Annotated in this window: 14 protein-coding genes; 9 read left to right on the top strand and 5 right to left on the bottom strand. The window is 71.7% G+C overall.

Translation table 11 applies throughout. The features are described from left to right. Nucleotides 1-211 precede the first annotated feature (211 nt). From ACFQ87_RS11925 to ACFQ87_RS11945, 5 genes are all read left to right on the top strand, one after another. Nucleotides 212-1,738, top strand: coding sequence for an ABC transporter ATP-binding protein (locus tag ACFQ87_RS11925; RefSeq protein WP_380610614.1), 1,527 nt, complete (start codon nucleotides 212-214; stop codon nucleotides 1,736-1,738). Nucleotides 1,739-1,741: 3 nt separating this feature from the next. Continuing rightward, a complete protein-coding gene (locus ACFQ87_RS11930) occupies nucleotides 1,742-2,896 on the top strand; it encodes an ABC transporter permease (protein ID WP_380610530.1) in 1,155 nt (384 codons plus the stop codon). Further along, complete coding sequence (locus ACFQ87_RS11935; RefSeq protein WP_380610531.1) at nucleotides 2,893-4,158, top strand: ABC transporter permease; 1,266 nt, start codon at nucleotides 2,893-2,895, stop codon at nucleotides 4,156-4,158. Before ACFQ87_RS11930 ends, ACFQ87_RS11935 begins: the two co-directional genes overlap by 4 nt. After that, nucleotides 4,155-4,547: a cytidine deaminase gene (locus tag ACFQ87_RS11940; RefSeq protein WP_380610532.1), complete on the top strand. Its 393-nt coding sequence runs from the start codon at nucleotides 4,155-4,157 to the stop codon at nucleotides 4,545-4,547. Before ACFQ87_RS11935 ends, ACFQ87_RS11940 begins: the two co-directional genes overlap by 4 nt. Before the next feature lie 123 nt (nucleotides 4,548-4,670). Beyond that, nucleotides 4,671-5,948 carry a thymidine phosphorylase gene (locus ACFQ87_RS11945; protein WP_380610533.1) on the top strand — a complete coding sequence of 426 codons (1,278 nt, stop codon included), beginning with the start codon at nucleotides 4,671-4,673 and terminating at the stop codon, nucleotides 5,946-5,948. 63 nt (nucleotides 5,949-6,011) lie between these two features. Here ACFQ87_RS11945 and ACFQ87_RS11950 read toward each other — a convergent pair whose 3' ends face one another. The 3 genes from ACFQ87_RS11950 to ACFQ87_RS11960 are packed head-to-tail and all read right to left on the bottom strand — an operon-like array spanning nucleotide 6,012 to nucleotide 7,953. Then, entirely contained in the window at nucleotides 6,012-6,305 is a 294-nt protein-coding gene (locus ACFQ87_RS11950) for a hypothetical protein (protein ID WP_380610534.1), read from the bottom strand. Beyond that, a complete protein-coding gene (locus tag ACFQ87_RS11955; protein ID WP_380610535.1) occupies nucleotides 6,292-6,645 on the bottom strand; it encodes an AbrB/MazE/SpoVT family DNA-binding domain-containing protein in 354 nt (117 codons plus the stop codon). Before ACFQ87_RS11955 ends, ACFQ87_RS11950 begins: the two co-directional genes overlap by 14 nt. Before the next feature lie 9 nt (nucleotides 6,646-6,654). After that, complete coding sequence (locus ACFQ87_RS11960; RefSeq protein WP_380610536.1) at nucleotides 6,655-7,953, bottom strand: MFS transporter; 1,299 nt, start codon at nucleotides 7,951-7,953, stop codon at nucleotides 6,655-6,657. Nucleotides 7,954-8,045: 92 nt separating this feature from the next. Here ACFQ87_RS11960 and ACFQ87_RS11965 point away from each other — a divergent pair, with 92 nt between their 5' ends. From ACFQ87_RS11965 to ACFQ87_RS11975, 3 genes are all read left to right on the top strand, one after another. Next, nucleotides 8,046-9,014, top strand: coding sequence for a LysR family transcriptional regulator (locus ACFQ87_RS11965; protein WP_380610537.1), 969 nt, complete (start codon nucleotides 8,046-8,048; stop codon nucleotides 9,012-9,014). Between the two features lie 105 nt (nucleotides 9,015-9,119). Beyond that, a complete protein-coding gene (locus ACFQ87_RS11970) occupies nucleotides 9,120-10,277 on the top strand; it encodes an adenosine deaminase (protein ID WP_380610538.1) in 1,158 nt (385 codons plus the stop codon). Between the two features lie 217 nt (nucleotides 10,278-10,494). Next, nucleotides 10,495-10,863, top strand: coding sequence for an ATP-binding protein (locus tag ACFQ87_RS11975; RefSeq protein ID WP_380610539.1), 369 nt, complete (start codon nucleotides 10,495-10,497; stop codon nucleotides 10,861-10,863). Between the two features lie 85 nt (nucleotides 10,864-10,948). On the opposite strand, the gene ACFQ87_RS11980 is transcribed toward ACFQ87_RS11975, so the two are convergent. Next, on the bottom strand, nucleotides 10,949-11,134 hold the full coding sequence (locus ACFQ87_RS11980) for a PspC domain-containing protein (RefSeq protein WP_207813471.1): 186 nt from the start codon (nucleotides 11,132-11,134) through the stop codon (nucleotides 10,949-10,951). A gap of 446 nt (nucleotides 11,135-11,580) precedes the next feature. On the opposite strand from ACFQ87_RS11980, the gene ACFQ87_RS11985 reads away from it, so the two are divergent. Beyond that, nucleotides 11,581-13,017, top strand: a complete 1,437-nt coding sequence (locus ACFQ87_RS11985) for an LPXTG cell wall anchor domain-containing protein (RefSeq protein ID WP_380610540.1) — start codon at nucleotides 11,581-11,583, stop codon at nucleotides 13,015-13,017. A gap of 77 nt (nucleotides 13,018-13,094) precedes the next feature. On the opposite strand, the gene ACFQ87_RS11990 is transcribed toward ACFQ87_RS11985, so the two are convergent. Then, nucleotides 13,095-13,616, bottom strand: a complete 522-nt coding sequence (locus tag ACFQ87_RS11990) for a hypothetical protein (protein WP_380610541.1) — start codon at nucleotides 13,614-13,616, stop codon at nucleotides 13,095-13,097. Between the last annotated feature and the right edge of the window lie 23 nt (nucleotides 13,617-13,639).

Consider the following 13,639-nt stretch of genomic DNA (forward strand, 5'->3'; position numbering starts at 1 on the left):
TTGGCCCTCCCAGCGCAACGACGCGCCTCCAGACCACCAGGAGATCGCCATCACCGCATCCGAACCCGTCCCCCTGCGCAAGGACGGCACCCCCAGCGCTGGGACGGCGACACCGGCCGTCGAACTGCGCGGCATCACCAAGCGCTTCCCGGGTGTCGTGGCCAACCACGACATCAACCTCACCGTCCGCACGGGCACCGTGCACGCCCTGATGGGTGAGAACGGCGCCGGCAAGTCGACGCTGATGAAGATCCTCTACGGCATGCAGAAGCCGGACGAGGGCACCATCGCGATCAACGGCGAGCAGTGCGAGTTCAACACCCCGGGCGACGCCATCTCCCGCGGCATCGGCATGGTGCACCAGCACTTCATGCTCGCCGACAACCTCACGGTGCTGGAGAACGTCGTCCTCGGCGGCGAGAAGCTCCACGGCATCGGCGCCAAGGCGAAGGCGAAGATCAAGGAGATCTCCGACCAGTACGGCCTGGGCGTGCGCCCGGACGCCCTGGTCGAGGACCTCGGCGTCGCCGACCGCCAGCGCGTCGAGATCCTCAAGGTGCTGTACCGCGGCGCCAAGATCCTGATCCTCGACGAGCCCACGGCCGTGCTGGTCCCGCAGGAGGTCGACGCGCTGTTCGACAACCTGCGCGAGCTCAAGTCCGAGGGCGTCACCGTCATCTTCATCTCGCACAAGCTGCACGAGGTGCTCGCGGTGGCCGACGCGATCAGCGTCATCCGGCGCGGCACCACGGTCGGCGACGCCGACCCGAAGGCCGTCACGGCCCGTCAGCTCGCCGAGATGATGGTCGGCGCCGAGCTGCCCTCCCCGGAGAGCCGCGAGTCGACCGTCACCACGACCGAGATGCTCAAGGTCGAGGACCTGCGGATCGCCAAGACCGACGCCGAGGGCATCGAGCGCGTCGTCCTGGACGACATCTCGCTGCGCATCCACAAGGGTGAGATCCTCGGCATCGCCGGTGTCGAGGGCAACGGCCAGGCCGAACTGGTCGAGGCCATCATGGGCATGCTGCCGCTGGACGGCGGCACCGTCACCCTGGACGGCAAGGACCTCTCCGGCACCCTCACCCGGGCGCGCCGCGAGGCCGGCATCGGCTACATCCCCGAGGACCGCCACAAGCACGGCCTGCTGCTGGAGGCCCCGCTCTGGGAGAACCGCATCCTCGGCCACGTCACCGAGGAGCCCAACTCCAGCGGCCCGCTGCTCAAGCCGACCGCCGCCCGCGAGGACACCTGGCGGATCGTCGAGCAGTACGACGTCCGCACCCCCGGCATCGAGGTCACCGCGGCCTCGCTCTCCGGCGGCAACCAGCAGAAGCTGATCATCGGCCGCGAGATGAGCCACCAGCCGAAGCTGCTGATCGCCGCGCACCCGACCCGCGGTGTGGACATCGGCGCGCAGGCCCAGATCTGGGAGCACATCCGGACCGCGCAGCGCGAGGGCCTGGCCGTCCTGCTGATCTCCGCCGACCTGGACGAGCTGATCGGCCTCTCGGACACCATCCGGGTCATCTACCGCGGCCGCCTGGTCGCCGACGCCGACCCGGCGACCGTCACCGCCGAGGACCTCGGCACCGCGATGACCGGTGCCGCGGCAGGCCACATCGAGTCCGAGTCGGAGGCCGTCGCCGAGGCGCAGGCCGTCGCGGCCGAGGGCACCGAGGCCGAGGGCGAGCACCCGCACACCGACACCGCCGACGACCCGCAGGCGGGGGAGTAACCCATGACCAGTCCCAACCCCGTCGCCAAGCGCAGCCTGGCGCAGCGGATCAGCGGTGAGCGGATCGTGCTCGCACTGGCGGCGCCGGTGCTCGCTGTCGCCCTCTCCGTCGCGATCTGCTCCGTCCTGCTGGCGACCTCGGGCAAGAACCCGTTCGACGCGTGGAACGTGATGATCACGTACGCCACCAAGTCGGACGGTCAGGTGGCGATCCTCAACCGGACCACCACCTACTACCTGGCCGCCGCGGCCGCCGCGTTCGGGTTCCGGATGAACCTGTTCAACATCGGCGTCGAGGGCCAGTACAAGGTCGCGGCGCTGTTCGCCGCCTTCGTCGGCGCCCAGCTCGACCTGCCGTCGTTCATCCAGATCCCGCTGCTGCTGATCACCGCCATGCTGGTCGGTGGCCTGTACGCGAGCATCGCCGGTCTGCTGAAGGTCTACCGCGGCGTCAGCGAGGTCATCTCGACCATCATGCTGAACTCGATCGCGCTCGCGATCATCGGTGTGCTGCTCGTCCCGGGCGTCTTCGCGCCCAAGGTCAGCGGCACCACCAACTCGATCCAGACCGACCCGGTCTCGCAGTCCAGCCACTTCTTCTCGATCGAGACGCCCGGCGGCACCCTCTGGGGCTTCATCTTCGTCGCCGCCCTGGTCGGTGTGGTCTTCCAGTTCGTGCTGACCCGCACCCGCTTCGGCTTCGACCTGCGCGCCACCGGCCGTTCCGAGTCCGCTGCGACAGCGTCCGGCGTGAACGTCAAGAAGATGGTGATCATCTCGATGGCGGTCTCCGGTGCGATCGCCGGTCTGATCGGCATGCCCGAGCTGCTGCAGAACTCCTTCTACTACGGGCAGACCTTCCAGCAGAACCTGGGCTTCCTCGGAATCTCGATCGCCCTGCTGGGCCGCAACAGCCCGATCGGCATGGCCTTCGCGGCCCTGCTGTTCGCCTTCCTGGACGCCACCGGCGCCCAGCTGCCGCTCAAGGGCGGCTTCCCGTCCGAGATCGTCTCGGTCATGCAGGGCACCATCGTGATCTGCGTCGTCGTCGCGTACGAGCTGGTGCGCCGCTACGGCCTGAAGCGCCAGCAGAAGCGGGTCGGTGCCCAGCTCGCCGCCCAGGCCGCGGCCACTGAGAAGAAGGAGGTGTCCGCGTGAGCACGGCGACTGCTGCTCGTCCGAAGGCGCCGGGCGCGCCCGCGAAGAAGCGCAAGCTGTCCTGGCCGGTGGTCCTGCTCCTGATCGCGGGTGCCCTGGTCCTCATCTCCGCCGTGGGCATGGCCACCGGCAACCACTCGCTGACCTCCTCCGGTCAGATCGCCGCCGCGCTCAGCGCCGCCGTGCCGATCGGCATGGCCGGTCTGGGCGGTCTCTGGTCCGAGCGGGCCGGCGTGGTCAACATCGGCCTCGAAGGCATGATGGTCGCCGGTACGTTCTGCGGCGCCTGGGCGGGCTACCTGGTCAACCCGTGGGTCGGTCTGCTGGCCGGCATGCTCGGTGGTGCGCTCGGTGGTCTGCTGCACGCGATCATCACCGTCACCTTCGGTGTCGACCACATCGTGTCCGGTGTCGGCATCAACCTGCTGATCCCCGGCATCTGCGCGTACGTCAACCGGATCTACTACAAGGACTACATCTCGGCGGGCGCCGGGCAGAACCAGTCCCCGCCGGCGGACCCGCTGCCGTACATCACCGTCCCGGGCCTGTCCTCGGGCCTGAAGAGCATCGAGAACCACCACTGGTTCCTCGTCTCGGACGCGGCCGGCGTGCTCGGCGGTCTGGTCACCAACCTCTCGGTGGTCGTGGTGCTGGCCGCCGCGCTGATCGTGGCCAGCTACTTCCTGCTCTGGCGCACGGTGTTCGGTCTGCGGCTGCGCTCCTGCGGTGAGAACCCGACCGCGGCCGAGTCGCTGGGCGTCAACGTCTACAAGTACAAGTACATGGCGGTCATCGCCTCCGGCGCCTTCGCGGGCCTCGGCGGTGCGTACCTCTCGCTGGTCGCCGCGCACTTCTACAAGGACGGCCAGACGCTGGGCCGGGGCTTCATCGGCCTCGCGGCGATGATCTTCGGCAACTGGATGCCCGGCGGTCTCGCCATGGGTGCCGGCCTGTTCGGCTTCACCGACAGCCTCCAGCTGCGCGACCCGGAGTCGGTCCACGTGCTGATCCTGATCGTCTCGATCGCGATGGCGCTGCTCGCCCTGTGGCAGCTGTACCGTCGCAAGTACACCGCGACGGTGATCTCCTTCGTGGTGGCCGGCGGTCTCGCCGCCTGGTACGCGCTGACCGATGAGGTGCAGCGTCCGCTGATCGTCGCCACGCCGTACGTGATCACCCTGGTGGTGCTCTCGCTGGCCTCGCAACGGCTGCGGATGCCCAAGGCCGACGGCCAGATCTACCGCAAGGGCCAGGGCAAGTGACCGCCCCCGCGATCGACTGGGAGCGGCTGCGCGCGGCGGCGCGCGAGGCGATGGGCCACGCGTACGCCCCGTACAGCAAGTTCCCGGTCGGCGCGGCCGCGCTGGTCGACGACGGCCGGCTGGTCAGCGGCTGCAACGTGGAGAACGCTTCGTACGGGCTCGGGCTGTGCGCCGAGTGCGGGCTGGTGTCCGCGCTGCACGCCTCCGGCGGCGGCCGGCTGGTCGCCTTCACCTGCGTCGACGGCGCGGGCGAGCTGCTGATGCCGTGCGGGCGCTGCCGCCAGCTGCTGTACGAGCACGGCGGTCCCGAGCTGCTGATCGACCTGGCCTCCGGCGTGAAGCCGATGAGCGAGGTTCTGCCCGACGCGTTCGGGCCGGAGCGGCTCTAGCATCTGCAATTGTTACGCGCGTAGAGTGTCGCGAGTGGGCCGTAACCCGGTCATCTCGCGACACTCTTCGCTTTTGACGCTTTTGAAACCCCACTGCATTTGAGAACCCCACTGGGAGCACGCATGGACGCCATCTCCGTCATCCGGACCAAGCGCGACCGCGGAGAGCTGAGCGACGCTCAGATCGACTGGGTCATCGACGCCTACACCCGCGGCGAGGTCGCCGACGAGCAGATGTCCGCGCTGGCCATGGCGATCCTGTTGAACGGCATGAAGCCGCGCGAGATCAGCCGCTGGACCGACGCCATGATCCGCTCGGGCGTCCGGATGGACTTCTCCTCGCTGCCGCTGCCCACCAGCGACAAGCACTCCACCGGCGGTGTCGGCGACAAGATCACCCTCCCGCTCGCCCCGCTGGTCGCCGCCTGCGGCGCGGCCGTCCCGCAGCTGTCCGGCCGCGGCCTCGGCCACACCGGCGGCACCCTGGACAAGCTGGAGTCCATCCCCGGCTGGCGCGCCCTGCTCTCCAACGACGAGATGATGGACGTGCTGCGCGACGCGGGCGCGGTCATCTGCGCGGCCGGCGACGGCCTCGCGCCCGCGGACAAGAAGCTGTACGCGCTGCGCGACGTCACCGGCACCGTCGAGGCCATCCCGCTGATCGCCTCCTCGATCATGTCCAAGAAGATCGCCGAGGGCACCGGCGCGCTGGTCCTGGACGTCAAGGTCGGCTCCGGCGCCTTCATGAAGAACCTGGACGACGCCCGCGAACTCGCCCGCACCATGGTCGGCCTGGGCACCACCGCCGGGGTCAACACCGTCGCCCTGCTCACCGACATGTCCACCCCGCTCGGCCTCACCGCGGGCAACGCCCTGGAGGTCCGCGAGTCCGTCGAGGTCCTGGCGGGCGGCGGCCCGGCCGACGTCGTCGAGCTCACCCTCGCGCTCGCCCGCGAGATGCTCGCCGCGGCCGGCGTGCACGGCAAGGACCCGGCCGACGCCCTGCGCGACGGCTCCGCGATGGACCACTGGCGCCGCATGATCGCCGCCCAGGGCGGCGACGTCGACGCCCCGCTCCCGGTCGCCCGCGAGCAGCACGTCATCCCCGCCCCCGCCTCCGGCGTCCTCACCACGCTGGACGCCTACGCCGTCGGCGTCTGCGCCTGGCGCCTGGGCGCCGGCCGCGCCCGCAAGGAGGACCCGGTCCAGGCCGGCGCCGGCGTCGAGATGCACGCCAAGCCCGGCGACACCGTCGTGGCCGGCCAGCCCCTGCTGACCCTCCACACCGACACCCCGGAGCGCTACGACTACGCCATCGAGGCGCTGGCGGGCGGCATCGAGGTCGCCCCGGCGGGCACGGCGTTCACCCCGAACCCGATCGTCCTCGACCGCATCGCCTGAGGACGGAACCGATCGGGCCGCCGCCGGTACGTACCGGCGGCGGCCCGACGCGTGTGGTCTCGGTCAGGGCCGGCTGAAGATCTCGTGGGTGCAGATTCGGCGCCAGACGATGTGCTGCCCGCCGTCCTGGACGGTCGTTCCGTAGTGGAAGGTGGCCCGGCCGTCCGGCGCCCAGGTCATCTCCCAGATGTCCGGGTGGCCCTGCATCTTCTTCACCCGAAGGCCCCGGCGGAAGCCCTGTCCGGCCCGGAGATCGGCGACGAACTGGGCGACAGCGATGAGGAACGCGGCTTTCTGTGCTGCGGTCAGGCCCTTCCAGTCGCGTAGGAAGTGAGCCAGTGACTCATACGTCGGCACGGCGCTTGATCTCCCCCAGGTCCAGCCCGGCCTCGTCGGCGAGCGACTTCAGGAACTCCTCGCCATCCTGGAAGATTTCGCCGCGCTCGCCTGCGGCGACGGCCTCGTCGACTTCCTGTTCCTTCTCCTGCCAGGCGCTGCTCCAGAACCATGCCTGGTCGTCGGGGATGACGGATGCGGGGGTGAGCACGATCCGGCCGTCCTCCACCGCGATCACCAGGTGGTCGCCCTCCTGGAGGTCCAGTTGCTCTCTTATCTCCTGCGGGATGGTGACCACGCCCTTCTTCCGCACGGGCGTGGACACCAGGTGGGGGCGATGGCGGCGCTTGAGGTCTGCCATGAGGAGAATCTACCTAGCGGAAAGTCTGCCCGGCCGTTTCTCGTGCCGGGCCGAGTGCGCCTGGTGGGTGGCGTAGAGGGTGACGGTGGCGGCGAGGGCCATGGCGGTGAGGCCGACGGTGGCGGCGCCGGGCCAGCCGGTGGCGTGGTAGGCGTCGGCGCCGAGGGTGCCGCCGAGGCTGTTGCCGAGGTAGTAGGCGATCAGGTAGAGGGCGGAGGCCTGGGCGCGGCCCTCGGTGGCGGTGCGGCCGACGGCGGAGGAGGCGGTGGCGTGGCCGGCGAAGAAGCCGGCGGTGATCAGGACCAGGCCGAGCAGCGCGCAGAGCAGCGAGTCGGCGAGCGAGAGCAGCAGGCCGGCGGCGGTGACGCCGACGGAGACGTAGAGGGCGCAGCGGCGGCCGAGGCGGCGGGAGAGGCGGCCGGCCGCGGCGGAGGTGCCGGTGCCGACCAGGTAGACCACGAAGATCGAGGCGGCGGCCGACTCCGGGAGGTGGAACGGCGCGGAGATCAGCCGGTAGCCGACGGTGTTGTAGACCGCGCCGAACACGGCCATGAACAGCATTCCGAGCGCGTACAGCCGTACCAGCAGCGGGTTGCGCAGGTGCCGCCCGACCGTCCGGGCGAGCGCGCGGGCGTCCACCGGGGCCGGGGTGAAGTGCCGGGCGGCGGGGATCAGCAGCCGGAAGGCGAGCGCGGCCAGCAGTGCGAGGACGGCGGAGGCGGCCAGGCCCCAGCGCCAGCCGAGGGCGGCGGCGGTCCAGCCGGAGAGCAGTCGGCCGCCCATGCCGCCGATGCTGTTGCCGGCCACGTACAGGCCCATCGCGGAGGCCAGCGCGCTGGGGTGGACCTCCTCGGCGAGGTAGGCCATCGCGGTGGCGGGCAGTCCGGCGAGGGCGGCGCCCTGCAGGACGCGCAGCGCGACGAGGGTGGTGAGGTCGGGCGCGAAGGGCAGGGCGACGGCGAGGGCGGTGGCGGCGAGGGTGGAGGCCGTCATCACCGCGGTGCGGCCGTACTTGTCGGACAGCGCGCTGGCCGGGAGCAGCCCGAGGGCGAGGCCGAGGGTGGCGGCGGAGGCCGTCCAACTGGCCTGGCCGGGGGTGAGGTCGAGGTCGGCCGAGAGGATCGGCAGCAGGCCCTGGGTGGAGTAGAGCAGGACGAAGGTCGCGATCCCGGCGGCGAACAGGGCGAGGTTGGCGCGGCGGAAGTCGCGCTGGCCGGGGCGGTGGCGGTCGTCCGGGGCGGGGGCGGTGGGGGCGGCGGCGCGGGCATCCGGGGCGGTCGCGGATGCCCTGGTATCGGAGGGCTGCATGCCGTCGACCGTAGGCCTGGCGCGGTTGATGCGTCCAATGCATGAAGAGTGGATGATCGATGCACTGGCGTATGAGTCGAGGTGGTGTCGGGATGGCGGTGCCGGATGTGTCGGACGGTACGGAGCAGCGGTACCGGTCGGCCGAGTTGGGGCCGGACGAGCCGGCCGTCCTGCTGGCGCCCCGGCTGGCGCAGTTCGCCGCGGTGGCCCGGCTGGAGCACGTGACGCAGGCGGCGGCGCTGCTCGGGGTTCCGCAGCCGACGCTGTCGCGCGCGGTGGCCCGGCTGGAGGAGGAGCTGGGGGTGGACCTGCTGGCCCGTCAGGGCCGGACGGTCCGGCTGACCAGGGCGGGCCGGCTGCTGCTGGCCTCGGTGGAACGGGCGCTGGCGGAGGTGGAGCGCGGTGCGGAGGCGGCCCGGGCGGAAGCGGATCCGGCGGTGGGGCGGGTGGCCTTCGGCTTCCTCCACACGATGGGGCCGGACGCCGTCCCGGCGCTGCTGCGCGGCTTCCGGGCGGCGCATCCGCAGGTGCGCTTCCAGCTGGTGCAGGACTACGGCATGGCGATGCTGGAGCGGCTGCGGGCGGGGGAGTTGGACCTGTGCCTGGTCGCGCCGCTGCCGGACGACCCGGCCTTCACCGCCCGGCCGCTGGACGAGCAGCGGCTGCACCTGGCCGTCCCGGCCGACCACCGGCTGGCCGGCCGACGGCGGATCCGGCTGGCGGAGGTGGCCGAGGAGCCGTTCGTCGGGCTGGAGCAGGGGTACGGGCTGCGCATGATCACGGACGGCTTCTGCGCGCAGGCCGGGTTCGTGCCCCGGCTGGCCTTCGAGGGCGAGGAGACCGAGACGCTGCGCGGGCTGGTGGCGGCCGGGCTGGGGGTGGCGCTGCTGCCGCCGGCGCTGGTGCCGCGGCCCGGCGTGGTGGAGCTGGAGGTGACCGCGCCGCGGACCCGGCGGGCGATCGGCCTGGCCTGGGCGGCGGGGCGGCCGCTGACCCCGCCGGTGGCGGCGTTCCGGGACTTCGTGCTGTCCCGGCGGGGGCGGCTGCTGCACCACGACTGATTTGGCGGATCGTATGGACCAGTCGGTGGAATTTCGGGTGGAGTTTGGACCATTCGGTACTGTCCCCGGTGGTGGGTCTACGCGCGTAGGGGCTATATTTCCGCAATGGAGAAGCAGATCCCCGTCACCACCGCGGGCACCGGCCCGCGCATCCCCACCCCCGACCAGATCCGCCGCGCGCCGAAGGTCCTGCTGCACGACCACCTGGACGGCGGGCTGCGCCCGGAGACCGTCGTCGAGCTGGCCGCCGCGACCGGCTACGAAGGCCTCCCGACCACCGACGTCAAGGAGCTCGGCGAGTGGTTCCGCGAGGCCGCCGACTCCGGCTCGCTGGTCCGCTACCTGGAGACCTTCGCGCACACCTGCGCCGTCATGCAGACCCGTGACGCCCTGATCAAGGTCGCCGCCGACTGTGCCGAGGACCTGGCCGCCGACGGTGTCGTGTACGCCGAGGTCCGCTACGCCCCCGAGCAGCACCTGGAGGGCGGTCTGAGCCTGGACGAGGTCGTCGAGGCCGTCCAGGAGGGCTTCCGCCTCGGCGAGGCCAACGCCCGTGCGGCAGGCAACCGGATCCGCATCGGCACCCTGATCACCGCGATGCGGCACGCCGCCCGTTCGCAGGAGATCGCCGAGCTGGCCAACCGCCACCGGGACCAGGGCGTCGTCGGCTTCGACATCGCGGGCGCCGAGGCCGGCTACCCCCCCACCCGCCACCAGGCCGCCTTCGACTACCTCAAGGGCGAGAACAACCACTTCACCATCCACGCGGGCGAGGCCTTCGGCCTGCCGTCGATCTGGGAGGCCCTGCAGTGCTGCGGCGCCGACCGGCTCGGCCACGGCGTGCGGATCGTCGACGACATCACGGTGAACGAGGACGGCAGCGTCGAGCTCGGCCGGCTGGCCGCGTACGTGCGCGACAAGCGCATCCCGCTGGAGATGTGCCCGACCTCCAACCTCCAGACGGCGGCCGCCGCTTCGTACGCCGAGCACCCGATCGGGCTGCTCAGCCGGCTGAAGTTCCGGGTCACCGTGAACACCGACAACCGGCTGATGAGCGGCACCAGCATGAGCCAGGAGTTCGGCCACCTGGTGGACGCCTTCGGCTACACGCTGGGCGACATGGAGTGGTTCACGGTGAACGCGATGAAGTCCGCGTTCCTGCCCTTCGACGAGCGGCTGGCGATGATCAACGACGTGATCAAGCCGGGCTACGCCGAGCTCAAGGCGGAGTGGCTGTTCAGCGCGGGTGCCGTCGCCAACTGAGCCGGCGCCCCGTCCTGCGTCGGATGAACGCGGCTTCCCCGTAGGGAAGTTGGCGTTCATCCGACTACTCACTCGGGTGAGTGAACGCCCTTTGGTTCTCGCGCGACCCTCTCACTACGGTGTGCCAGTCATTGCTAACAGGCCGTGGCGGCGGTCGCCCGTCCGCCGATCCCGTGCGCGATGTCGGCCACCGACGACGATCCAAGGGGAACGAACCATGAAGCAGGCTCTCAAGGCCGCCGGTACCGCGGCGCTCGGCATCGCGATCGCGGCGGTCGGCGCCGGCACGGCCTCCGCGGCCGCCGGCCAGGCGGCCGGCGGCCTCGGGCTGCCCACCGGCGCGGTGACGAACCCCGCGGTGACCGGTGCGGTCGCCGACACCGCCGCCAAGCTGCCCGGCGGCGACAAGGTCGCGGGCACGCTCGGCACCCTGGCCCGGACCGTCGGTCAGGCCGCGCCCGCCGCCGAGGCCGCCCCGGTCGCCGGTATCGCCCAGCAGCGCGGCGCCCTCCCGGGCGTCCCCGGCCTGGACAAGACCCCGGTCGGCGGGCTGGCCAACGCCCTGCCGGGCCTGCCGCTGGGCTGATCCGCCCAGCCCGTACGACGACGGGCCGCCCACCCCCGGAGACCCCGGGAGCGGGCGGCCCGTCGTCGTGCCCGCCCGTACGGCGTCACGGCTCCTGGGGGAGCAGCACCCACAGGGCGAGGTAGATCAGGAACTGCGGGCCGGGGAGCAGGCAGGAGAGCAGGAAGATCAGTCGGACGGTCCACGGGGTCAGGCCGAAGCGCTCGGCGATCCCGGCGCAGACGCCGGCGATGACGCGGTTGTGGCGGGGACGGGCGAGGCGGGCGCTCATGCGCCCACCTCGCTGCGCTCGGCGAGGGCATTCGCCCACGCGCACTTTTTGATGATTCGCTCGCTTCGCTCACTCATGCGAACTCCTTGGCGGCGGCGACCCGGTCCGGCTGGTCCGGCGGGCGTACTTCCATGCTCGGCGTCCGCCGGCCCGAAAACCTCCGCCCACCAGGCGATTCGCCACCCCGACGAGTCACCGGGGAGGCGTAGCCCGGAGTCGGGGTCCGCCTCAGGGATACCCCGGAGGCCGATGGGCCGAAAGTCCGTCCGGCCCGGGGCGCGGGTGTGGAAAACCCGTTCGCGAACCTGTACGGCCGGGGGGATATGATTCCGCGGTCGCTGGTGGTGGGGGGCAATTTCGGCGGCGCCTGCACGGCCTCAAGCGACCCCTCACGCCTGCGATTTCGCACTCTCTCGGGTTTCGCCCGATTCCTCCATGAGGTTCCATTGCGCAGTCAGTCCCGCAGATTCCTCGCCGCAGCCGCCACCACCGCCCTGGTCTCCGGTCTCGCCCTGACCTCGGCCCCGGCCGCCGTCGCGACCCCGACGACCGAGCCCACCGCGCCCGCCGCCGTCGCGACCCCGACGACCGAGCCCACCACCCCGGCCGCCACCCCGACCACCACCGCCCCCACCCTGGCGCCGCACGGCTGGGCCTCGCCCGTCGTGATCACCACCAGCGGCTTCCCGACCACGGTGACGGCGGGCAGCGCGGTCGAGTTCACCTCGACCCTCAAGAACACCGCCGACCACCAACTGGACGCGATGACCGGCTTCGGCGTCTCGTCCGCCGCCACCGGCCTCAGGCAGAGCCAGCTCAAGCTGGAGTACCAGCGCCCCGGCAGCACCCAGTGGCAGGACGCCAAGGCCAACAACGGCGACCTCGGCGGATTCTGGGAGCTGGACCAGTTCGCCACCGCGCTGCACCTGGCGGCCGGCGCCGAGGCCACCTACCGGCTGCGGCTGACCTTCGCCGCCGACGCCACCCCCGGCCAGGCCGCCGCCGCCCTCGACGCGATGGTCTCGGACCCGACCCTGCCCACGGAGCAGCGCGTCACCCAGGCCTCCGGTGGCACCCCGAACTTCACGATCGTCAGCAGCTCCCCGAACACTCCCGTCCCCGTCGGGCTCCCGGACGTGAAGGTCCAGGGCGTGCCCGCCTCCTTCACCGCCGGAGGCGAGGCCAAGCCGTTCAAGGTGGTCTACGGCAACCACACCGGCAAGGACCTCCGGATCGTCCCGACGATCGTGTTCCAGGGCGAGGGCATGCTCCGCGCGGACATGGTGAAGATCGAATTCCAGACCCGGGCGGGCGACTGGATCGGCGGCACGCCGGAATGGCACGACCTCCCCGACAGCCAGCTGGGCGTGCGGCTGCTCAGCGGCTCCGAGGACGCCGACGTCATCGCGCTGCCGAACGGCGAGACCCGTACGGTCAACCTGCGCCTCGCCTGGACCAAGGGTGCTCCGGCGGCGGCCGAGTCGGTGTTCGCCAACGGATGGAGCCTGGCCGGCCCGGGCGGGCACGACTCCGCCGCCACCAGCCCGAAGGTCGCCTTCCGGATCGAGGCCGCCGCGGGCTCCACCGGCATCCCGGCCCCGACCTCCCCGGCCACCGACGCGGCGCCGACCACCCCGGCCGCCACCGCCGACCCGTCCGCTGCCCCGGCCGCCCTGGTCACCACCGCTGCGCCGAACCCGGCGGCAGGCTCCGCGCAGGCCGCCGCGGCCCCGGCCGCCGCGACCAGCCCTCGGCTGGCCTCCACCGGCGGCGACTCCTCCTCCGCCCCGATGGCGATCACCGGCGCGATGGCGATCGCCCTCGGCCTCGGCACCCTGGTCGTCGCGCGCCGCCGCAAGGGCGCGCAGGGCGCGGGGAAGTGACCTGATACGGCCGAAGGCCCGTCCGTCCCCGCTCTCGCAGCGGGGACGGACGGGCCTTCGGCCCTCGTACGGAGGGGTCAGCCGGCCGGGTGCTGCGGCGGCTGCGGCTGGGCGTACGGGTTGTCCGCCACCGGCTGCGGCGGGACACCCGGCTGGTACGGCGCGGCGGGCGCGGCACCCTGCGGCGGGACGGGCTGGCCCGGCTGCGGGGCGTTCGGGTTGAACGGAGCCTGCTGCGCGTTGGGGTTGTACGGCGCGTTCGGGTTGTACGGCGCGTTGGGGTACGCCCCGACGGGTGGGGCCGCCTGCCGGTTCTTCGCGTTGCTGCGCTCGACGATCGCCTTCACCGAGGCGACGATCATCAGCACCGGCAGGATGAACGCCTTGAAGAAGATGTAGTACTCGCCGCCCTTGAAGACGAACGCGAGGTAGTAGGCGTAGCCCAGGAACCCGAGGCCGAAGAGCACGTTGAGGATCCGCAGGCCGGCCTTCATGCCGCCGCCGACGGCGCCGAGGACCAGCATGATGGCGCCGCTGAGCGCCAGCAGGACGACGTACCAGGAGAACAGCGGTTCGGCGCTGAAGTCGAGATTGTTCAAGGGGGGTTTCCTGTGGGAGGAAG

The sequence above is a fragment of the Kitasatospora sp. NPDC056531 genome, assembly GCF_042794375.1.
Taxonomy (GTDB): domain Bacteria; phylum Actinomycetota; class Actinomycetes; order Streptomycetales; family Streptomycetaceae; genus Kitasatospora.